The 20,722-nt window shown below is 73.7% G+C and carries 22 protein-coding genes; 7 read left to right on the top strand and 15 right to left on the bottom strand.

Annotation, left to right across the window (positions count from 1 at the left end):
• Window positions 1-130: 130 nt before the first annotated feature.
• Window positions 131-829, top strand: a complete 699-nt coding sequence (locus ACZ4VA_RS29685) for an O-methyltransferase (RefSeq protein ID WP_355783612.1) — start codon at window positions 131-133, stop codon at window positions 827-829.
• Between the two features lie 143 nt (window positions 830-972).
• On the opposite strand, the gene ACZ4VA_RS29690 is transcribed toward ACZ4VA_RS29685, so the two are convergent.
• Entirely contained in the window at window positions 973-1,140 is a 168-nt protein-coding gene (locus ACZ4VA_RS29690; protein WP_003966491.1) for a DUF3117 domain-containing protein, read from the bottom strand.
• A 365-nt stretch (window positions 1,141-1,505) separates the two neighbouring features.
• Between ACZ4VA_RS29690 and chcB the strand changes: the two genes are divergently transcribed.
• Window positions 1,506-2,312, top strand: a complete 807-nt coding sequence (gene chcB / locus ACZ4VA_RS29695; RefSeq protein WP_452919806.1) for a 2-cyclohexenylcarbonyl CoA isomerase — start codon at window positions 1,506-1,508, stop codon at window positions 2,310-2,312.
• 19 nt (window positions 2,313-2,331) lie between these two features.
• Here the strand turns inward: chcB and ACZ4VA_RS29700 are convergent, their stop codons facing one another.
• Window positions 2,332-2,910: a DNA-3-methyladenine glycosylase I gene (locus ACZ4VA_RS29700; RefSeq protein WP_452919809.1), complete on the bottom strand. Its 579-nt coding sequence runs from the start codon at window positions 2,908-2,910 to the stop codon at window positions 2,332-2,334.
• Window positions 2,907-3,254 (bottom strand): DivIVA domain-containing protein, encoded by a 348-nt coding sequence (locus ACZ4VA_RS29705; protein WP_356171840.1) that lies wholly within the window; start codon window positions 3,252-3,254, stop codon window positions 2,907-2,909. The genes ACZ4VA_RS29700 and ACZ4VA_RS29705 overlap by 4 nt, the downstream gene beginning before the upstream one ends.
• Before the next feature lie 156 nt (window positions 3,255-3,410).
• On the opposite strand from ACZ4VA_RS29705, the gene folP reads away from it, so the two are divergent.
• Window positions 3,411-4,271, top strand: a complete 861-nt coding sequence (gene folP / locus ACZ4VA_RS29710; RefSeq protein ID WP_356171837.1) for a dihydropteroate synthase — start codon at window positions 3,411-3,413, stop codon at window positions 4,269-4,271.
• Window positions 4,272-4,504: 233 nt separating this feature from the next.
• Here folP and ACZ4VA_RS29715 read toward each other — a convergent pair whose 3' ends face one another.
• Both ACZ4VA_RS29715 and dapE read right to left on the bottom strand, forming a co-directional pair.
• Entirely contained in the window at window positions 4,505-5,263 is a 759-nt protein-coding gene (locus tag ACZ4VA_RS29715) for an LOG family protein (protein ID WP_355792198.1), read from the bottom strand.
• A gap of 110 nt (window positions 5,264-5,373) precedes the next feature.
• Entirely contained in the window at window positions 5,374-6,453 is a 1,080-nt protein-coding gene (dapE, locus tag ACZ4VA_RS29720; protein WP_356171834.1) for a succinyl-diaminopimelate desuccinylase, read from the bottom strand.
• 84 nt (window positions 6,454-6,537) lie between these two features.
• Between dapE and ACZ4VA_RS29725 the strand changes: the two genes are divergently transcribed.
• The gene (locus ACZ4VA_RS29725; RefSeq protein ID WP_468083122.1) at window positions 6,538-7,521 is read left to right on the top strand and encodes a VldE C-terminal domain-containing protein; all 984 of its coding nucleotides are present in this window, start codon (window positions 6,538-6,540) and stop codon (window positions 7,519-7,521) included.
• Between the two features lie 343 nt (window positions 7,522-7,864).
• Window positions 7,865-8,308 (top strand): ATP-binding protein, encoded by a 444-nt coding sequence (locus tag ACZ4VA_RS29730; protein ID WP_355792461.1) that lies wholly within the window; start codon window positions 7,865-7,867, stop codon window positions 8,306-8,308.
• 82 nt (window positions 8,309-8,390) lie between these two features.
• Here ACZ4VA_RS29730 and ACZ4VA_RS29735 read toward each other — a convergent pair whose 3' ends face one another.
• Window positions 8,391-9,485, bottom strand: coding sequence for a bifunctional succinyldiaminopimelate transaminase/glutamate-prephenate aminotransferase (locus ACZ4VA_RS29735; protein WP_356238212.1), 1,095 nt, complete (start codon window positions 9,483-9,485; stop codon window positions 8,391-8,393).
• A gap of 142 nt (window positions 9,486-9,627) precedes the next feature.
• On the bottom strand, window positions 9,628-9,948 hold the full coding sequence (fdxA, locus tag ACZ4VA_RS29740; RefSeq protein WP_019058397.1) for a ferredoxin: 321 nt from the start codon (window positions 9,946-9,948) through the stop codon (window positions 9,628-9,630).
• A 140-nt stretch (window positions 9,949-10,088) separates the two neighbouring features.
• On the opposite strand from fdxA, the gene ACZ4VA_RS29745 reads away from it, so the two are divergent.
• Both ACZ4VA_RS29745 and ACZ4VA_RS29750 read left to right on the top strand, forming a co-directional pair.
• On the top strand, window positions 10,089-11,129 hold the full coding sequence (locus ACZ4VA_RS29745; protein ID WP_356171827.1) for a GNAT family N-acetyltransferase: 1,041 nt from the start codon (window positions 10,089-10,091) through the stop codon (window positions 11,127-11,129).
• Between the two features lie 17 nt (window positions 11,130-11,146).
• The gene (locus ACZ4VA_RS29750) at window positions 11,147-11,998 is read left to right on the top strand and encodes a transglutaminase-like domain-containing protein (RefSeq protein WP_355784579.1); all 852 of its coding nucleotides are present in this window, start codon (window positions 11,147-11,149) and stop codon (window positions 11,996-11,998) included.
• 80 nt (window positions 11,999-12,078) lie between these two features.
• Here the strand turns inward: ACZ4VA_RS29750 and ACZ4VA_RS29755 are convergent, their stop codons facing one another.
• From ACZ4VA_RS29755 to ACZ4VA_RS29790, 8 genes are all read right to left on the bottom strand, one after another.
• Window positions 12,079-12,693 carry a response regulator transcription factor gene (locus tag ACZ4VA_RS29755; protein ID WP_355784576.1) on the bottom strand — a complete coding sequence of 205 codons (615 nt, stop codon included), beginning with the start codon at window positions 12,691-12,693 and terminating at the stop codon, window positions 12,079-12,081.
• Window positions 12,690-13,886 (bottom strand): sensor histidine kinase, encoded by a 1,197-nt coding sequence (locus ACZ4VA_RS29760; protein ID WP_468083126.1) that lies wholly within the window; start codon window positions 13,884-13,886, stop codon window positions 12,690-12,692. The genes ACZ4VA_RS29755 and ACZ4VA_RS29760 overlap by 4 nt, the downstream gene beginning before the upstream one ends.
• Entirely contained in the window at window positions 13,883-14,623 is a 741-nt protein-coding gene (locus ACZ4VA_RS29765; protein ID WP_355784570.1) for an ABC transporter permease, read from the bottom strand. The genes ACZ4VA_RS29760 and ACZ4VA_RS29765 overlap by 4 nt, the downstream gene beginning before the upstream one ends.
• A complete protein-coding gene (locus tag ACZ4VA_RS29770; protein ID WP_468083128.1) occupies window positions 14,620-15,633 on the bottom strand; it encodes an ABC transporter ATP-binding protein in 1,014 nt (337 codons plus the stop codon). Before ACZ4VA_RS29770 ends, ACZ4VA_RS29765 begins: the two co-directional genes overlap by 4 nt.
• 177 nt (window positions 15,634-15,810) lie before the next feature.
• A complete protein-coding gene (locus tag ACZ4VA_RS29775; protein ID WP_356238209.1) occupies window positions 15,811-17,958 on the bottom strand; it encodes a hypothetical protein in 2,148 nt (715 codons plus the stop codon).
• Window positions 17,959-18,117: 159 nt separating this feature from the next.
• Window positions 18,118-18,537: a DUF6113 family protein gene (locus ACZ4VA_RS29780; RefSeq protein WP_356238208.1), complete on the bottom strand. Its 420-nt coding sequence runs from the start codon at window positions 18,535-18,537 to the stop codon at window positions 18,118-18,120.
• Window positions 18,534-19,442 carry an N-acetyl-1-D-myo-inositol-2-amino-2-deoxy-alpha-D-glucopyranoside deacetylase gene (gene mshB, locus ACZ4VA_RS29785; RefSeq protein ID WP_389390516.1) on the bottom strand — a complete coding sequence of 303 codons (909 nt, stop codon included), beginning with the start codon at window positions 19,440-19,442 and terminating at the stop codon, window positions 18,534-18,536. Before mshB ends, ACZ4VA_RS29780 begins: the two co-directional genes overlap by 4 nt.
• A gap of 52 nt (window positions 19,443-19,494) precedes the next feature.
• Entirely contained in the window at window positions 19,495-20,367 is an 873-nt protein-coding gene (locus ACZ4VA_RS29790) for a helix-turn-helix domain-containing protein (RefSeq protein ID WP_389390517.1), read from the bottom strand.
• Between the last annotated feature and the right edge of the window lie 355 nt (window positions 20,368-20,722).

Here is a 20,722-nt window from a genome sequence, read left to right on the forward strand (position 1 = left end):
CGTTAGCTCCGGATAAGCGGTTTTACGAGAATTTGATGCGGCCTTCTGCGGCTGCGTCAGCACTTGCTCGGTGTCCCGATCCATCAGCGTCCCCCCACTGCCTTCCCCACTCTCCTAAACGCCTGGTCCCATCTGCGGGTTCCCGACGGCAACGGATACAGTCACGGCCAGGCAACTACGGGGACAGGAGAGGGTCATTACCGGCAACCGGCAGACGAGCTGGGCGTTCGCCGACGCCTTTGTCGCCGAGGAAGAGGCGCTGCGCTGGGCCCGGGACCGGGCCCGGGAAGCAGGGCTGCGCTCGGTGTCGCCCGGCACGGGTGCCGCGCTGCGGTTGCTCGCCGCCACCGTGGACGCGAAAGCGGTGGCGGAGATCGGTACCGGGACCGGGGTCTCCGGTATTCATCTCCTGCACGGCATGCGGCCGGACGGGGTACTGACCACCGTGGATCCGGAGCCGGAGCGCCAGCAGTTCGCCCGCCAGGCCTTCCGGGCCGCCGGTTTCGCCAGCAACCGCGCCCGCTTCATCCCGGGCCGCGCCCTGGAGGTCCTGCCCCGGCTCGCGGACAGCGGCTACGACCTCGTCTTCTGCGACGGTGACCGTCTGGAGTGCCTGGACTACCTCGCTGAATCGTTGCGCCTGTTGCGGCCGGGCGGGCTCGTGGTCTTCGAGGGCGTCTTCGCGGACGGCCGCACGGTGGACTCGGGACCGCAGCCCGCGGAGGTCGGGCGGCTGCGGGAACTGCTGCGCGCGGTGCGCGAGAGCCAGGAGCTGGTGCCCTCGCTGCTCCCCGTGGGCGACGGGCTGCTCTGCGCCGTCAAGCGCTGACATCGCACCCCGCCGCAAGGCGCTGACCAGGCCGAACGTCACATCCGGAGCCTCGGGGAGGCGGCGCGGCACCCCTCGAAACACAGTGTCCCGGCACCGCGTACGATGCCGGGACAGCTGTAAAGATAGGGTCGCGTTCCGCGTCAGCCGACGACCTTCTTGAGGGCGTCGCCAAGCGCGTCGGCCTCGTCAGGGGTCAGCTCGACGACGAGCCGACCGCCGCCTTCGAGCGGAACGCGCATGACGATGCCCCGCCCCTCCTTGGTCACCTCGAGCGGGCCATCGCCCGTCCGCGGCTTCATGGCCGCCATGCTCGTTCCCCTTCCTGAAACCAGCTCATCGTCGCCGACGGCCCCTTAGGAGGGCACGCACGTCCCCTCATAGGACACACGTCACCGGCATCGAACACATTGCTTCCAGGCCATTATCCCGCATCTCAGGACCCGATGACCAACATCAGTCGGCATCGCTTGCGCAACGCGCTTGAGCAAAACCACTCAATTCGGCGGTGTGACTGCGATACTGCGCCGCCGCACGGACTTTCCCGCCGCGGAATTCTTTGACGCAGGTCACATGTCGGGCTCGCGCCACCGTCGGCGATCTCCGCCATGCTGTCCTCGGAAGCAGTGCGTACCGGCCGGTACGACGGAGCCGCGACACCGGAGGGGACCCCACCATGGCCGACACCGTGCTCTACGAGGTGAGCGACGGACTCGCGACGATCACGCTGAACCGCCCCGAGGCGATGAACGCGATGAACAACGAGGCCAAGGTCGCCCTCCGGGACGCCGCGCAGGCCGCCGCCGGGGACGACGCCGTGCGGGCCGTGCTGCTGACCGCGGCCGGGGACCGGGCGTTCTGCGTGGGCCAGGACCTGAAGGAGCACGTGGGCGGGCTGCTCACGGCGCGGGAGTCGGGCGCCGGCGACGGCGTCATGAGCACGGTGCGTGAGCACTACAACCCGATCCTGCGGGCGCTGACCGGTGCGGCGAAGCCGGTGGTGGCGGCGGTGAACGGCGTCGCGGCCGGAGCCGGCTTCGGTTTCGCGCTCGCCGCGGACTACCGGATCGTCGCGGACACGGCGACCTTCAACACCTCCTTCGCCGGTGTCGCGCTGACCGCCGACTCGGGCATCTCGTGGACCCTGCCGCGGGTCGTGGGCCCCAGCCGGGCCGCCGACCTGCTGCTCTTCCCGCGCAGCATCTCCGCGCAGGAGGCCTACGACCTGGGCATCGCCAACCGAATCGTGCCCTCCGCCGAGCTGGCCGCCGAGGGCGCCAAGCTGGCCCGGACCCTCGCCGAGGGCCCGACGCTCGCGTACGCCGCCCTCAAGGAGTCCCTCGCCTACGCCCTCTCCCACTCCCTGGACGAGTCCCTGGAGAAGGAGGACGAGCTGCAGTCCCGGGCGGGCGCGTCCGAGGACCACACGATCGCCGTGCAGGCGTTCCTCGCCAAGGAGAGGCCGAAGTACCTGGGCCGTTAGGCCGTGCTCCCGGGGCGGCTCAGCGGCCCCGGGACGCGCAGTCGGCGAGGTGGTCGTCGACCAGGCCGCACGCCTGCATCAGGGCGTACGCCGTCGTCGGCCCCACGAAGCGGATGCCCCTCTTCTTGAGCGCCTTGGACAGCGCGGTCGACTCGGGGGTGACGGCGGGGACGTCCGCGAGGGTGCGCGGAGCCGGGCGGGACGCCGGGTCGGGGGCGAAGGACCAGATCAGTTCGTCCAGCTCGCCCGGCGCCCAGTCGGCGAGCACGCGCGCGTTGGCGAGCGTCGCCTCGATCTTGGCGCGGTTGCGGATGATGCCGGGGTCGGCGAGGAGCCGCTCGGCGTCCTCGCCGTTGAAGGCCGCCACCTCGGCGATCTCGAAACCGGCGAAGGCGGCGCGGAAGCCGGGGCGCCGCCGCAGGATGGTGATCCAGGACAGGCCCGACTGGAAGGCCTCCAGGCACAGCCGCTCGTACAGGGCGTCGTCGCCGTGCACCGGGCGGCCCCACTCCTCGTCGTGGTAGGCCACGTACTCCTCGGTCGACAGCGCCCAGGGGCAGCGCAGCGTCCCGTCGGCGCCGGGTAGGGCGGCGCTCAACGGTCGTCCTCGGAGGGCTTGCGCAGCGACGTGGCGGCGGACGCGCGGGCGCCGGCGAGGGCGGCCTCAAGGTCCGCGATCCGGGCGTCCCGCTCGGCGATCTCGGCGCCGAGGCGGCCGAGGGCGTCGTCGACGTCGGCCATGCGGTAGCCGCGGACGGCGACCGGGAAGCGCAGCAGGTCCACGTCGGCGCGGTTCACCGGGCGGTGCGGCGGGAGGGGGTCCTCCAGCCGCTCGGGCGCGGGGTCGGTCAGGGGGCCGCTCTCGCCGCCGCCCACCACGGCCAGGGTGACCGCGGCGACCACGACGGCGAGCGCGACGACCAGGAACAAGAACATGAACATCGCTGAGGTCCCCACGCTCTGGTGCCGACGCGGGGCGCGCCGACGTGGAAAGTATCGGAAGTGTCAGGGTCCGATCGTGCCATGCGACTCTGACAGCTAGGGTCGCAGGCGGTCGAACTGCGGGAACCACGAGGACACGAGGAGAGGTCACAGGGGATGCTCAGGCTGGGCAGGCGTGAATTCGACACGCACGAGCCGGTGATCATGGCGATCGTGAACCGCACCCCGGACTCCTTCTACGACCAGGGGGCCACGTTCCTCGACGAGCCGGCGCTCGCCCGCGTCGAGCAGGCGGTGGCCGAGGGCGCGGCCGTCGTGGACATCGGCGGGGTCAAGGCCGGACCGGGCGAGGAGGTCACGGCCGAGGAGGAGGCCCGCCGCACGGTCGGTTTCGTCGCCGAGGTGCGGCGCCGGTTCCCGGACGTGGTGATCAGCGTCGACACCTGGCGGCACGAGGTCGGGGAGGCGGTCTGCGAGGCGGGCGCCGATCTGCTCAACGACGCCTGGGGCGGCGTCGATCCGCGGCTGGCGGAGGTGGCCGCGCGGTACGGGGCGGGGCTCGTGTGCACGCACGCGGGTGGTTCCGAGCCGCGGACGCGTCCGCACCGGATCACGTACGGCGACGTCATGGACGACATCCTGCGGGTGACCGTCGGGCTGGCCGAGCGGGCGGTGGCGCTGGGGGTGCCGCGGGAGTCGGTGCTGATCGACCCGGGGCACGACTTCGGGAAGAACACCCGGCACAGTCTGGAGGCGACCCGGCGGCTGGGCGAGATGGTGGACACGGGCTGGCCCGTGCTCGTCTCCCTGTCCAACAAGGACTTCGTCGGGGAGACCCTCGACAGGCCGGTCAAGGAACGGCTGGTCGGGACGCTGGCCACGACCGCGGTGTCGGCGTGGCTGGGGGCGCAGGTGTACCGCGTCCACGAGGTCGCGGAGACCCGGCAGGTGCTCGACATGGTGGCGTCCATCGCCGGCCACCGGCCGCCGGCCGTGGCCCGCCGGGGACTGGCGTAGCGCGGCCGTCCGGCCGGGGGTCCCGGCCGGACGGCCGCGCCGTGGAGCTAGGGTCTGTCGTTTGGATCAGGCCGGCCGTGACAGACGGTTTGTCCCAGCCGACCCGAGCGGGGTCTGGTGCGTGCAGCTGCAAGGCGGAGGAGGGAGTCGAAGCGGAGCTTCGGCGACCGACGACAACGCCGCAGATGTGCGTGCCAGACCCCGCGACACCGGCCTGATCCAAACGACAGGCCCTAGCGGCCCGCCTCCTTGGAGACCAGGGCGACCGCCTCGTCCACGTCGTCCGTGAGGTGGAACAGGAGCAGGTCCTTCTCGGAGGCCTTGCCCTGGGCGATCAGCGTGTTCTTGAGCCAGTCGACGAGGCCGCCCCAGTACTCCGTGCCGAAGAGGACGATGGGGAACTGGGTGACCTTCTGGGTCTGGACGAGGGTGAGCGCCTCGAAGAGCTCGTCCAGGGTGCCGAGGCCGCCGGGGAGCACCACGAATCCCTGGGCGTACTTCACGAACATCATCTTCCGCACGAAGAAGTAGCGGAAGTTCAGGCCGATGTCGACGTACTTGTTGAGCCCTTGCTCGAAGGGCAGTTCGATACCGAGGCCGACGGAGATGCCCTTGGCCTCGCAGGCGCCCTTGTTGGCGGCCTCCATGGCGCCGGGCCCGCCGCCGGTGATCACGGCGAAGCCCGCCTCGACCAGACCGCGGCCGAGCTCCACGCCCGCCGCGTACTCCGGGGAGTCCGCCGGGGTGCGGGCCGAGCCGAACACGCTGATCGCGGGCGGCAGTTCGGCCAGCGTGCCGAAGCCCTCGATGAATTCCGACTGGATGCGCAGGACCCGCCAGGGGTCGGTGTGCACCCAGTCGGACGGGGCACGCTCGTCGAGCAGCCGCTGGTCGGTGGTGCTCGCCTGCACCTGGTCCCGCCTGCGCAGCACCGGTCCCAGCCGCTGCTCCTCCGGTGGCCGCTTCTTGCCCTCGGGGTTGCCGGTAGCCATGTCCGCTCCCTCCGCTTGCGGTAGTTCCACCCCAGCGTAGATCTACGCGGGTTACGGAGGGGGGACCTGCGCATGTCCGCGGTGAACCGCCGTGGCGGCGGCCGGGGCTGTCAGGCCGTCAGCCAGGCCCGCAGCCGCTCCTCGGCCTCGGGGATCAGGGAGGCCGTGACCCGCTCGTCCGTCTTGTGGGCCAGGAGGGGTTCGCCGGGTCCGTAGTTCACGGCGGGCACCCCGAGCGAGCTGAAGCGGGCGACGTCGGTCCAGCCGAACTTGGGGCGGGCCTCGCCGCCGACGGCCGCGAGGAAGGCGGCGGCGGCCGGGTGCGTCAGGCCGGGGCGGGCGCCCCCGGTGTGGTCGTCGACGACGAACTCGTCGACCCCGCAGTCGGCGAAGTACTCGCGCACGAAGGCCTCCGCCTCCGCCTCGCTGCGGTCCGGGGCGTACCGGAAGTTCACGACGAGCGTGCAGGCGTCGGGGATGACGTTCGTGGCGACGCCGCCCTCGACGCGCACGGCGTTGAGGCCCTCGTGGAAGCGCAGGCCGTCCACGACGGGCCGCCGCGGCTCGTACGCGGCCAGCCTGGCCAGGGCCGGGGCCGCCGCGTGGATCGCGTTGGAGCCCATCCACGCGCGCGCGGAGTGCGCCCGCTCCCCCGTGAACCTGAGCAGCATCCGCAGGGTGCCCTGGCAGCCGCCCTCCACCTGGCCGTCCGTCGGTTCCAGGAGGATCGCGAAGTCGCCCGCCAGCCAGTCGGGGTGCGCCTCGGCCACGTGCTTGAGGCCGTTGAGGTGCGCCGCGACCTCCTCGTTGTCGTAGAAGACGAAGGTGAGGTCGCGGTTGGGCTCGGGGACGGTGGCCGCGATGCGCAGCTGCACCGCCACGCCCGACTTCATGTCGCAGGTGCCGCAGCCCCACAGGACGCCGTCCTCGTCGAGCCGGGACGGCACGTTGCCCGCGATCGGGACGGTGTCGATGTGGCCGGCCAGGACGACCCGCTCGGCGCGGCCCAGGTTCGTACGGGCCACCACGTTGTTGCCGTACCGGTCGACCGTCAGGTGCGGCAGGGCGCGCAGCGCGGCCTCGACGGCGTCCGCGAGCGGCTTCTCGCTGCCGCTCTCCGAGGGGAAGTCGACGAGCCGCGCGGTGAGCTCGGCGGCGTCCAGCGTGAGGTCAAGCGGGGTATCGGCCATGCGGCCGAGCCTAACGCGCCGCCCCCGGCCCCACTGTCCACAGGCCCATCGCCCGTCACAGCGGCCTCCAGTACCTTGTACGACGTGCCAGAGCCGTCCCCCACCTCCTCCCGGCGCGGCCGCCTCCTCCGGTTCGGGGCGGCCGTCGCGGTGCTGCTCGCGCTCGCGGGCTATCTCGTCGTGCAGTACGTCACCGGCGGCACGGGCGCGCCCCGCTGCAAGGTCGTCTCGGGCAAGGGCGACGGCGCCTCGTACGAGTTCACCCCGGAGCAGGCGGTGAACGCGGCGACGATCACCGCCGTCGGCACCACGCGCGGCATGCCGGAGCGGGCCGTCACGATCGCCCTCGCGACCGCCCTCCAGGAGTCGGGCCTGCGCAACATCCGGCACGGCGACCGGGACTCCATCGGCCTGTTCCAGCAGCGGCCCTCGCAGGGCTGGGGCACCCGGAAGCAGATCATGGACCCGACGTACGCGGCCGGTGAGTTCTACCGGCATCTGGCCAAGGTGCCGGGCTACTCGCGGCTGCCGCTGACGGTCGCCGCGCAGCGGGTGCAGCGCAGCGGCTACCCCCAGGCGTACGCCAAGCACGAGCCGGACGCCACGCTGCTGGCGGCGGCCCTGACCGGCCGCGCGGCGGCCACGCTGACCTGCGAGGGGCGGCCCGGCGCGACCCGCACGGGCGGTCCGGACGCCGTGCGGGCCGCGCTCGTGCGGGACTTCGGGCGGGACGTGCTCCAGGTCGCCGGTGCCGAGGTGGACGGCGGGACGGATGCCGGGTCGGGACAGGCGTCGCCCTCCGCGGCGGCCTCGCCGTCGCGGGGGCCGGGCACCGCTGTGACCGTGCCCGTGCCGGAGGGGACGGCGGCCGACGGCAGCCGCAGACAGCGCGGCTGGGAGCTGGCCCACTGGGCCGTCGCCAACTCCTCCGCGCTGCACATCGCGCACGTCTCGTACGCGGGACGCGAGTGGTCCGCCGGGCGGTCCGTGAGCGAATGGACCGAGAGCGGGAATTCCCGGAAGTCGGCGAAGTCGACCGCCGAGGTCCGGATCGTCACTGGTCAGTAGTACGGGCCCTCACCCGTTGGGGGGACGGGGCCTGAGCCGGATACGGTGTCGGCGCGGGTTTTCGCACGGTCACCCCCGAATCCGCCAAAACCCTTGAGAACAAAGGGCGGTAAGGATTCGGCAGACTTTCCGACCGGGTGGTCTTTGCCCGTTTTTATCCGCAGCCGATAATGCGACGCATTACCAACTCTTTACGTCGGGCCACCGCAACCTTCGCGGTCTTCGAGCGGTAGTCACTGCGTCCGGAGCCCGGGACGATCACAGCCGTTCGGTCGACAGCCAGTCGGTCAGCCACCGGGACACCTCGGACACACCAATGTTTTTCTCCCGTCTAAGGAGCATCATGTCCCTCCCCCTGACCCGCCGGATCGCCCGTGTCGCGCTGCTCATCGCAGCGGGGGCGGCGCCCGTGGTCGGTGCGGCCGGCTCCGCCAGCGCGGCGGCCGAACTGCCGGCCACCCCGAACCTCGGTGGGCTGACCGCTCTGGACGGCGCGCAGGCCGGCAACACCGTGGACAGTGCGGCGCAGAAGACCACCGGCCTGGCCGGCGAAGCCGGCAGCAAGGCCGTCAAGAAGGCCGTGCCCGCCGCGGGCAAGACCGGCGGCAAGGTCGCCAAGACCGCCGCCCCCGCCGCCCAGAAGACGGCCGGTGAGGCGGCCGGCTCCGCGGGCGGGCTGCTCGGCGACACCGCCAAGGCGACGGGTGGCGGCCTGCCGACGGACTCCGTGACCAAGGGCGGTCTGCCCACCCAGGGGCTGCCGACCCAGGGCCTGCCGCTCGGCTGAGACCGGTACGGCACGACGAGGGGGCCCGGGGATCTTCCCCGGGCCCCCTCGCCCGTGTCCGGGAGGTGCCGCCTGCCGGCGGTCAGGCCAGCCGGGCCACCGCCGCCGCGATCCGCTCGTCCGACGCCGTCAGGGCCACCCGTACGAAGGTGCCGCCCGCGGGGCCGTAGAAGTCGCCGGGGGCCACCAGGATGCCGAGGCCGGCGAGGTGGGCGACGGTGTCCCAGCAGGACTCGTCCCGCGTGGCCCACAGGTACAGGCTCGCTTCGCTGTGCTCGATGCGGAAGCCGTGCCCGAGGAGGGCGGCGCGCAGGGCCGTGCGCCGGGCCGCGTAGCGCTCGCGCTGCTCACGGACGTGGGTGTCGTCGCCGAGCGCGGCCACCACCGCGGCCTGGGTCGGCGCGGACGTCATCATGCCGCCGTGCTTGCGGATCTGGAGCAGCGGGCCGAGGACGTCGGGGTCACCGGCGAGGAACGCGGCGCGGTAGCCCGCCAGGTTCGACCGCTTGGAGAGCGAGTGGACCGCCACGATCCCCTCGTACGAGCCGCCGCACACGTCCGGGTGCAGCACCGACACCGGGTCGGCCTCCCAGCCCAGTTCGAGGTAGCACTCGTCGGAGAAGACCAGGACGCCGTGCCGCCGCGCCCAGGCGACGACGCGGGTGAGCTCGTCCTTGGCGAGGACGCGGCCGGTGGGGTTCGACGGCGAGTTGAGCCACAGGAGCTTCAGGTCCGTGGGGTCCAGCTCGGTCGGGTCGTCGTAGACGACGTGGTCCGCGCGGGCCAGCCGGGCGCCGACCTCGTACGTCGGATAGGCCAGGCGCGGATAGGCGACCGTGTCCCCCGGGCCGAGGCCCAGCTGGGTCGGCAGCCAGGCCACCAGCTCCTTGGAGCCGACGATCGGCAGCACGTGGCGGTGCGTGACCTCGCGGGCGCCCAGCCGCCGCTCCACCCAGCCCGTGATCGCGTCGCGCAGCTCGGGGGTGCCCCAGACCGTGGGATAGCCCGGCGAGTCGGCCGCGGCGACCAGAGCCTTCTGGATCAGCTCGGGCACCGGGTCGACCGGCGTGCCGACGGACAGGTCGACGAGGCCGTCCGGATGCGCGGCGGCCGTCGCCTTGTAGGGCTCCAGCTTGTCCCAGGGAAACGTGGGAAGCCGGTCGGAGACTGCGGACACGGGCTCGGACTCACTTTCTCGTACGGGCGACCCGGGCCGGCGGGTCGCGCTCACGGCGGGTGCGGACGGACCGCGCGCCAAACACCTCGGTCCCGCACGGCAGCGAGGCCGTACGGGACCGGGGCGGCGCGATCCGGGCCGCTTACTGGTTCTGCGGCGGAAGCGCTGCGACGAAGGGGTGGTCGCGCTCGATCAGTCCCAGCTTGCTGGCACCACCGGGCGAGCCGAGCTCGTCGAAGAACTCGACGTTCGCCTTGTAGTAGTCCTTCCACTCTTCCGGAGTGTCGTCTTCGTAGAAGATCGCCTCGACCGGGCACACCGGCTCACAGGCTCCGCAGTCGACGCATTCGTCCGGGTGGATGTACAAGGACCGGGAGCCCTCGTAGATGCAGTCGACCGGGCACTCCTCGATGCACGCCTTGTCCTTGACGTCGACACAAGGCTGCGCGATGACGTAGGTCACGCTGTCGTTCCTCCTCGATAGGGCGCTGGCGGGCCTCCTCAGGCTCCGCCGCCTGGCGCGCGGGAGCGCGGCGTCGTCGATGCCCGCCCCTAGTATCTCCGTTCCTGGGCATGATCCGAACAGGAGGGGTGAACTGACCTGTGGAAATCTCCGCGGCCGGCCGCCTTGAGGTCCGCATCACCGCTGCTGACGTGGGCAAACGCGTCTCCGTGCGACGCTTGAACGAGGACGGAGACACGGAAGAGAAGTTCACCGACACGGTCGGTGTTCTCACATCATGGGACGACGGTGTGCTGCTGATCACACGACGCACCGGCGAAAGCGTCCGCATTCCGGAATCCTCGCTGGTAGCGGGCAAGGTCGTGCCGTCCGCTCCGGCGCGGCGGCGGGGCCCCGCGGCCTCGTACGGGGAACTGGCGCGGATCGCCGCCAGGGCCTGGCAGCCGGTCGAGCGCGAGCCGCTCGGCGAGTGGGAGCTGCGCGCCGCCGCCGGGTTCACCCGGCGCGCCAACTCCGTCCTGACGCTCGGTGATCCGGGCCGGCCGCTGGACGAGGCGCTCGCTGCCGTCCGCGACTGGTACGCCGTCCGCGGGCTGCCCGCGTACGTGCAGACGGCGACCGGGGCCGAGGGCACCCAGGAACTGCTGTGCGCCGAGCTGGAGGCGCGCGGCTGGTCGCGTGAGGTGACGGCCGAGGTGTGGACCGGGGCGCTCGCGCCGATCGGGGACCGCGAGGCTCCCGGGGTGCTGCTGTCCCGGGATGCGGACGAGGCGTGGCTGAGCCGCTACCGGCGCAAGGGGCTGAGCGACGTGGCGCTGCGCGTGCTGAGCGGTGGCCCGTCCGTGTGGTTCGCGACGGTGCCCGGGGAGCCGGGCGAGCCGCCGGCGGCCATCGGGCGGTGCGTGGTGGACGGGCGCTGGGCCGGTTTCGCGGCCGTCGAGGTCGACCCCGCGTACCGGCGGCGGGGGCTGGGCACGGCCGTGATGGCGGCGCTCGCCCGGCGCGCCCTGGACGAGGGCGCCTCGGCGGCGTGGCTCCAGGTGGAGGCCGCCAACGCGGGGGCGCGCACGCTCTACACCGGGATGGGCTTCGCCGCGCACCACGCCTACCACCACCACCGGGCACCGGAGGCGCCGGAGGAACGGCCCGCGCCGCACGACGGCCGTCACCGGCCCGCGTGAGAGGCCCGGAGGCTGCCATGCGTCCCCCTCACCCCCCGGAGCCGGAGCGAGCCGCCGAGGTGCGGCGCCGGTTCGCCGACGAGGCCCGCTCCGAGCGGCCCGACCTGGCCCTGCTCTGTCTGCTCGTGGGCGCCGCCGCGGACGGGACGCTGAACGAGGCCGGCATGGACGCGGCGGAGATCGAGCTGGACCGGCTGGCGGGGCAGCTCCCGTTCCGGCCGGGCGGCCCCCGGTCCTGGGCGGCCGCGCTCGCCGAACTCCTCGGCGCCCGGTGCGGTTTCCACGGCACGCCCGGCGACTACCAGCGGCTGGAGTCGTCGCTGCTGCACGAGGTGCTGCGGCGCAGGCGCGGGCTGCCCATCCTGCTGTCCGTGGTGTGGATGGAGGTCGCCCGGCGGGCGGGGGCGCCGGTGTACGGGGTCGCGCTGCCCGGGCACTTCGTGGTGGGCTTCGGGCCGCCAGGGGACCAGGTGCTGGCCGATCCCTTCGACGGGGGCCGGGTGCTGACCGGGCCCGACGCCGAGCTGCTCGTCGCGGGGGCGACCGGCGCGCCGCTGGACCCGTCGATGCTCGCGCCCGCCGACCCGCTCGACGTCGTGCTGCGCATCCTCAACAACGTCCGCGCCTGGGCGGCCACCCGTCCCGAACGCTCCGACGTCGCCCTGTGGGCCGTCGAACTGTCCCTGCTGCTGCCCTCGCACCCGGCCCGGCTGCGCTACGAGCGGGCCCAACTGCTGGTGCAGCGCGGGGACTTCCTGACGGGCGCCGCCGAACTGGACGCGTACGCCGAGGTGGTGGCCGCGGTGGACGAGCCGGCCGCCGACCGGGTACGGCGACAGGCGCACGCCGCACGGTCGATGCTCAACTGACGTGAGGCTCGCGGCCCGCCAGGGCTGCGAGGGCGGGCGCAGCACCGGCACCGTCCACGGGGGCAGCTCCCCGAGGGGGTCTACAGCCAGCCCTTCTCCCGTGCCGTCCTGACGGCCTCAGCACGGTTGCGGACCGCGAGCTTCTGTATCGCCGTGGAGAGGTAGTTGCGGACCGTGCCCTGGGACAGGTGCAGGGCCGCGGCGAGTTCGGCGTTGGTGGAACCGTCGGCCGCCGCCCGCAGCACCTCGCGTTCGCGGGCGGTCAGCGGATTGGCGCCCTCGGCGAGCGCGGCGGCCGCCAGCGTGGGGTCGATGACGCGCTCCCCGGCGAGCACCTTCCGTACCGCCTCGGCGAGTTGGGCGGCCGGGGCGTCCTTCACCAGGAAGGCGTCGGCGCCGGCCTCCATGGCGCTGCGCAGATAGCCGGGCCGGCCGAAGGTGGTGAGGACGACCAGCCTGAGGTCCGGGAACTCCGCGTGCAGCCGGGCCGCGGCCTCGATGCCGGTGAGGCCCGGCATCTCGATGTCGAGGAGAGCCACGTCCACGTCGTGCGCCCGGGCCGCGGCGAGCACCTCGTCCCCGCGCGCCACCTGGGCGACGACCTCGATGTCCGGTTCGAGGCCGAGGAGGGCGGCCAGGGCCTCGCGGACCATCGACTGGTCCTCGGCGAGCAGGACCTTGATCGTACGGCTCATGTCCCGGATCCTACGGCGTCGTCCGCCGCCGTCCGGGAGTGGCCGGCCGGTCCCGCCGGGGCGGTCGCGGGCACCCTGGCGACCAGCCGGAACCCGTGCCGTGCGCGGCCGGCCTCCAGTGTGCCGCCCGCCTTCTCCAGCCGTTCCGTCAGCCCGGACAGGCCGTTCCCGTGGCCCTTGCCCGAACCGCCCGAACCGTCGTCCTCCACGATCAGTTCGAGGATCGGGCCCGTCAGGGTCTCGCGGCGGGCCAGGGTCACCGAGCAGCGCCGCGCCCCGCTGTGCCGTACGACGTTGGTGACCGCCTCGCGCAGCGTCCAGGCGAGCGCCGACTCGCTCTCCTCGGCCACCTCGCCGGGGCCGGGTTCGGCCGGCAGGTCGGCGACGATCCCGGCGGCGGTCAACGCGACCCGCGCCCCGGCCAGTTCGCCGGAGAGCCGGGGCCTCCGGTAGCCGGTGACCGCCTCGCGGACGTCGACGAGGGCCTGGCGGCTGACGCTCTCGATGTCGGCGACCTGCTGGGCCGCCTTCTCCGGCTGGCCGGGCAGCATCCGGCCGGCCAGCTCGCTCTTCAGCGTGATCAGGGAGAGCGAGTGGCCGAGCAGGTCGTGCAGGTCGCGGGCGAGCCGCAGCCGCTCCTCGTTCGCGGCGAGCTGGGCGACGGTGGCCCGGGCCTCGCGCAACGCGATGGTGGTGCGCAGGAGTTCACGCACCCCCGTCATGGCGAACCCGCCGAGGAACGCCGGGATGAGCAGGCCCGCCAGGTACGCCCTGCCGCCGGGGACGACGAGGGCGAGCACCGCCATCAGCGCGGACACGGCCGGGACGGTCAGGCGTGCCGTGCGCAGCGGCAGGGCGGCGCCGGACGCGATCGAGACGTACACGAACAGGACCAGCCACTCCCGGCCCAGGGTGAGGGCGAGGACGGAGGACTCCGCCGCCAGCACCGCCAGGGAGCCGAGGACCAGGCGCTCGCCCTCGCCCCGGCCGGTGCGGAAGACCAGGGCCCAGTACCAGGCCACGAAGACCACCAGGCCGAGCCAGCCGAGCACGGTGACGCCGGTGCTGTGGCCGCCGTGCAGCAGGTCGCCGACGGGTGCGCTCAGGTAGACGAGCCAGATGCCCGTCCACACGGACTTGACCAGCTTCTGCCTGCGGTTGTCGGGGCGTTGCCCGATGCCGACGCCGCTCACGCCTTCAGGGTGTCCTTCCGGTACAGCCATGCCGCCGCGCCCGCGAACAGGACGAAGGAGACGGCCAGGACGGCGACGTCCGCGGCGGCCGGTGCCTCGCCCAGTTCGATGGCCTGACCGAGGGCAGCGTACGCGTGCGTGGGCAGCCAGTCGGCGATGTCCTGGAGCCAGCCCGGGAAGGTGGTGGCCGGCATCCACAGGCCGCCGAGCACCGAGAGCCCGAAGTAGACGATCATCGTGATCGGACGGACCGCGTCACCGCTCGCCAGATAGCCGATGGCCACCCCGAGCGCGGCGAAGACGAGGCTGCCGGCCCAGATCGCGGCGGTGAGCGCGAGCCACTGCCAGGGGTCCAGGCGGACGTCCTTCACGGCGGCCGCCACGACGAACACGATCACGATGGACGGCAGCGCGACGACGGCCGCACCGGCGGTCTTCGCCAGCACGTAGCCGCGGCCCGGCAGCGCGGTGAGCCGCAGCTGCCGTACCCAGCCGCTCTCCCGCTCCTTGGCTATGCGTTCGCTGTTGCCCATCAGGACGGCGGTCAGGGCGCCGAAGGAGGCCATGGACACCATGAAGAAGGTGGGCAGGGTGAGTCCGGTGCCCTCGACCACGGTGGTGGCGTCCTGGCCGCCCGCGATGAGCAGGAACAGGCCCGAGGGGTAGATCACCGAGAAGAAGAGGAACTTGCGGTTGCGCAGGGCGCGGACGATCTCCAGCTTGATGAGGCTGTTCACTTCTCCATCGCTCCTTCGGTGGCGGTGGCCGCGGTGGCCGGGTCGGCGTCGTGCTCGGCGGCGGGGACCGTGCGTTCGGTCCCCTCGGCTTCCCGGGCCGCCTCCTCGGCCGCGGTGATGGCGACGAACGCCTGCTCCAGGCCGAGTCCGGTCACCTCCAGGCCGCGCGGGTACAGCCCGAGCCCGTACAGGGCGTGCACGGTCGCGTCCGCGTCGGTGGACCGGATGCGCACGGTGTGGCCCGAGACGTCGAGGGACGTCAGGAAGGGCAGCGTCCGCAGCGCGGCCTCGTCCACCGGCTCCCGCAGGTCGAAGGAGATCCGGCGGGCGCCCGCCCGTGCCTTGATCTCGGCGGCGGTGCCGTCGGCGAGCAGGCGGCCCCGGTGCAGCACGAGCACCCGGTCCGCGATCGCGTCGGCCTCCTCCAGGTAGTGGGTGGCGAACAGGACGGTGCGGCCCTGGTCGGCCTGCTCGCGCATGGTGGCCCAGAAGGCGCGGCGGGCGGTGACGTCCATGCCGGTCGTCGGCTCGTCCAGCACGATCAGGTCGCTCGCCCCGGCGGTGGCGAGGGCGAAGCGGACCCGCTGCTGCTGGCCGCCGGAGAGCTTGTTCACCCGGCGGTCCGCGATCCGGTCGACGCCCGCGCGGGCCATGACGTCGCCGGGCCGGTACGGCTTCGGGTGCAGCGCGCAGGCGAGGCGGACCAGTTCACCGACCGTCACCTCGTCCATCAGCCCGCCGCTCTGCAGCATGGCGCCCACCCTGCCCGCGACGACGGCCTCGCGCGGGCCGGTCCCGAAGAGCCGGACCGTGCCGCTGTCGGCGTGCCGGAGGCCGAGCAGCAGGTCCAGGGTCGTGGACTTGCCCGCCCCGTTCGGGCCCAGCAGCGCCACCGTCTCACCGGGGTGCAGGGCGAGCGTCAGGCCGTCCACGGCCCGCACTCCCCCGTAGCTCTTGCTCACCTGGTCGAAGGCGACCACCGGGGAGGTGGCCGTCGCAGTCGTCGTCATGGGGCCATCGTGGCCGCCGCGCCCGCCGCCCCGGCAGTGCGAGGTGTCCTCGGTCGCGCATGACGGATGTCATGTCCGGCGCGGCGACGGCGGCCGGACGGCAACACGAAAGGGGTGCCCGGCCGTCGGCCGGACACCCCTGTCACCGGCGCGGAACCGCGCCGTACGCTCCCGAGGTCAGCTCGGGTTCGTGTCGATCACCGCGATCCGGTCCGCCGCGTTCTTGGACATCAGCGCCGGACGCAGCGCGCCGATCACGTCCTCGACGGTGACCGCGGTCTTCTTGCCGGTGCCCCGCGTGACGAGCACGCCGTCGAAGGTGTTGCCGTAGAGCTTGGTGAGCTCCGCCCGGTCGTAGAAGTCGACGAGCTTGCCGTCCTGGGCCTTCACCCGCAGGAAACGCCACAGGGAGTTCTGCGGGCTGAACGAGACCGTGTGGGCAGCGTCCGTCCGCACCGTGACGATCCCGGACATCGCCGGCTCCGCGAACTTCTTCATCATCCGGTTGACCTCGGCGTCCGAGACCGTCGGCTGCTTGATGGTGGTCGGCACCTTCACCGGGGTGCTCGTGCCGGACTCCACCTGGCTGCGGTACGCCTCCCGGACGGCCTCGGCCGACGCCCCGACGTCGATGCCCTTGCCCGCCTTGCCGTACACGGCGACGGCCTTGCCGGGCTGGAACTTGATCGTGCCGTCGCCGGCCGAGCCGGAGCCGCCCGCGGCCCGTTCCAGCGCCGCCCGGAGCTTCTCCTCGTCCACGGGCATCACGGGTTCCACCACGCGCTGCCCGCCGAACAGGGATCCGATCACGGACATCGGGTTGTAGTCGCTGCGCGCGGCGGCGCTCGCCGTGGCCTTGGCGTCGAGCTGGAGGCCCGACTGGTCCGGCCTGAGCGCCACCGTGTCGCCGTCGACCGACAGCCGCAGCGGCTTGTTCGTACGGTCCCCGAAGGCGTCGTCGAGCTTCTTGACGGCCTCGTCGCGGGTGCCGCCGCCGATGTCGACGCCGAGCACGGTGGTGCCCTTGGGCACGTCCGAGTGGTTCATCAGCAGCCCGGCGCCGTACGCCGCGCCGCCGAGGAAGACCACGCCGACGGCGAGGAGCACCAGCTTGCTGCGCCCCTTCTTCTTGGCGGGCTTGGCGGAGGCGGCCGGTTTCGGGGCGGGGTCGGGCAGCTTCGGGGGCGTGTGCGGCAGCGGCCCGTCGGGGTGCCCGCCCGGTCCGAACGGCGAGTTCTGGCCACCGGGGACGACGGGGATGCCGCTGGTGACGGTGTGCCCGGAGACGTTGTCGTTGGGCCCGTAGCCGTGGCCGCCCGGTTCGGGGGCGGGCCGCTGCGGGGTGAGGATCGCCGTGTCGTCGCTCAGACCGCCGCCGGGACCCGCGCCGGGACCACCGGGGCCCGCGCCGGGGACACCCGGACCGCCGGAGCCGAAGGGGCCCGCGCCGGGGCCGGCGGGCGGCACCATCGGGCCGTCACCGGTGACCGGGCCGCCGGTCGGGCCGGCGGGTCCGCGCCGTCCGTCCGGGGCGCCCTGGCCGTTCTCCGCGAAGTAGGGCAGGTCGTCGCGGCGGGACTCGCCGCCGGACGGGGGGCCGGTGAGGGCCGCGGAGACGTCGAAGGAGCCGGTGCCGCCGCCGTGGCCGGGAGCCACGGGACCGGCGCCGGTGGCACCCGGCAGCCCCGCGCCGTTCGTGCCGCCGGGGCGGGCCTGGCCGCCCATCGGTCCGGGGCCGCCCGCTCCGGGGGGAGTGCCGGGTCCGCCGGGACGCGCGCCCGGGCCCTGCGGACCCGAGGACATGCCGGGGGTCGGCGCCGGGACCGCGGGTGCGCCGGCACCGGCGGGGGCCGAACCGGCGGGCAGACCCGCTCCGTTGGCCGGGCCGCCGCCCGATCCGCCCTTGGGAGGGCCGGACTTGCGTGGCGCGAACCAGTCGCTCGTCTTCTCCTCGGCCGACGGGGGCTCACCGGGGCCCTCCGCGGCGGGCGCGGTCGGACCCGAGGCGATCGCGGGCACGCGGACGGAACCCGTCGTCTCGGGGTCGGTGTCCGCGCCCTCGGCACTCTCGGCGGAGGTGTCGGCGTCGGCCATCGGCGTACGCACCACGACCGGCGGGATGGGCCGCGATCCGGGGATGTTGATCCGGATCCGGGTCGTCAGTGTGGTCTCGGTCTTGCGTTCCTCCGGCTGCGCGGCCGAACGGCCCGCGGCGGTGCCGTCTTCGGAGGCCGTGGGGGTCCCGTACGGCGGCGTCCCCGACGGGTACGCGGCTCCGCCGCGCCCGTTGGGCCCGGAGGACGAACTGTCAGTTTCACGACTCAAGGCAGGTTCTCCCGGTTGGCTCCGCCGCCCGTTTACTCGACCTCATCTCGGGCAGCTCGGCGGCGCGCACCACCATACTGGCCGTCTCACCGCCCGGACGGCGCCCGCCGGGGAAACCCCCACGGGACCCGCACCTGTCCGATACGGCGAAGTGGTACGTCATTTCCCAAGTCGGACGGCGGGACCGTCCGGTTGCCGCCCGAGACCGAGGGTGGCGCACATCACAGCGACCGCCATCCCGCCGAGCAGGAACAGGTAGGAGCCGATCCCCGCGCCGAAGAGGAAGTCCCCTTCGGGACGGCTGGCGGTGAGCAGCACGACGGCGACCGTCCAGCCGACGGCCGGAGCGACGGCCCCGGCACGGGTGCCCAAAGCACGCGAACCGCCCAGGAAGAGTCCCGCCGCGCCCGCCAGGGACAGCAGCAAGCCCCCGGGGAACCAGGCCGCTTGCAGCAGCGAACCGGCCACCCCGACCACGGCGCCCAGCACGAGGAGCCCGAGGCCCGCCGCCATGCGCCCGCCCGAAGGCCGCTGCAACGGCTGGGCCAGCGCGCTGCCCTGCCTGCCCGTCGTACTCATCGGCTCTCCGTCTCCCGCTGCCCGGTCCGGGTGTCCGCGAGGCCCGCGAACAGGTCGGTCTCCGGCGTCCCGCCGGGTTCCCCGCGCACCAACTCGTAGTACTCCGTGGTGAAGAGGGGCTGAGCCAGCTCGTTCGACAGGACGAACCAGGGCTCGGTGACCTCGATCTGGGTGGCGTGCGCCCGCATCGCGGCGGCCTTGGCGGCGGCGAACGCGGTGCCGTCGATCACCGTGGTGACCACCGCGTCGTCGACCACGCCCGGCACGTCGCCGGTGTCGGCCGCCTTCGCGTAGGGCAGGTCCGGCAGGGCGGCCCGGAGGCGGGCGAAGGCTTCCTCGGCCACCGAGCGCGGTACGCGGTTCCAGTACACCTTGGCGATGTGCCAGGGCTCGCCGAGGTCGGGGCGGAAGGCGGCCCGCCCGGCCAGTTCGGCGGCCCGGGTGGCGACCCGGTGGGTCTGGATGTGGTCGGGATGCCCGTAGCCGCCGTCGGGGTCGTAGGTGACGAGTACCTGCGGGCGGACCTCGCGGATCACCTCGACCAGGCGGGCGGCGGCCTCGTCGACGTCGGCCCGCCAGAAGCAGTCCGGCTCGTCGTTCTCGGGGCCGCCCATCATCCCGGAGTCCCGGTAGCGGCCGTCGCCGCCGAGCCGCCGGAAGTCCTCGACGCCGAGCGCGGCCATCGCCGTACGCAGCTCCCCCAGGCGGTGTTCGCCGAGGGCGGCACCGGTCAGGTGCGCGAGCCGCGGCGGGATGACCTCGCCCCGCTCACCGAGGGTGCAGGTCACCAGCGTCACCAGGGCGCCCTCGGCCGCGTACCGCGCCATGGTCGCGCCGTTGTTGATCGACTCGTCGTCCGGGTGCGCGTGCACCAGGAGCAGACGCCGGTCGGGCAGTTCCGTCATGGGCTCCACCCTACGAGGCGTCCGCCGCCGGGGTCGCGCCGCGGGCCCGCCGTCACTCCTCGCCGCCGGGCGGGGCGGCTCGCCGGCAGTCCCGGCAGCGGCCCGGTTCCGGGGCGCGGAAGGCCCGGTCGCAGTCGTCGCAGTTCCGCAGGGGGTGCCGCACGACGGGCAGGCGCCGGGCGGGCGGGCCGAGCGGGGGCGGGGGCGGCAGTTGGGCGCTGAGCCGGTGCGCGAGCAGGGCCGCGGGGCGACGCGGTCCGCCGGGTGGCAGGTCGGTGGTCAGCGCCCGGCGTACGGCGCCGGGGCCGACGTCCCGCTCCAGCCAGGCGGCGACGCCGGGCGCGAGGTGGGCGGTGTCCTGGGCGGACAGGAGCAGGCCCGGGTCGTGGCGGCGGAGGTCCGCGAGGAGGTCCGTGGCGGCCGCGAGGAGGGCGGGGGCGGGGTGCGCCGGGTGCGGGACGGCCGGGAGGGGTTTGCGGGGCTCGCGCCGCTCGGGTGGGCGCGGGGCCGCCGGGCGGTGGTCGTCGGCCGCCCGGCCGCGGTGTCCCGGCTGGTTGCACGAGACCGTGCGGGTGACGATGCGGCCGCCGGGGACGCGCTCGCGGGTGCGGCGCAGGTAGCCGTGGGCCTCCAGCTCGCGCAGGGCGGCGGCGATCCGGGTGGCGCCCTCGGGGAAGCGGGCGGCGAGGGTCTTGATGTCGACGCGGGCGCCCGCGGGCAGGGACTGGATGTGCACGCCCAGGCCGATCGCCAGGGCCGAGAGCTCCGGGTGCTGGGCGAGGTGGTTGCCGATCACCGTGAAGCGGGTGGCGTGGCGGGCGTTGTCGTGGGCGAGGCCGCCGGAGCGGGTGTGCCCGTGCGTGCGGTTTCTGCCCGCGTTTCCGGGCTGGGGGCGCGGGGGCGCGCTAGGGTTCTGCGTATCCATCGGGAAGGCTCCTGCTTCTCGGTGGTCAGGCCCTCGCACTGGGATTGCAGTCCCGGCGAGGGCCGTCGCATGTCTGGAGTTGTGTCGGGCCGAGCGTAGGGCAGCCAACCGGGCCGGAAGCCGGCCGAGTTGATGATGTTCACCCGCGCGAGTGAGGGACCGCTGCGGCACGGAAGGGCGGGGTAGGGCTTGGTGCGGTGCTTTCACCCTCGTGGTCCTTGGGGATGACCGCCCCTCGCACCGGAGCACGGGAAAGCGGGTTCCGGTGGACCGGCGTCTGTCCGCCCGTGTCCGGACTGCCGGCACCGGCCGCACGGGTAGGGGCGTCGCGGCAGGGTCGTACGACGGAGGGGTG

It is taken from the genome of Streptomyces sp. NPDC028308, assembly GCF_055565855.1.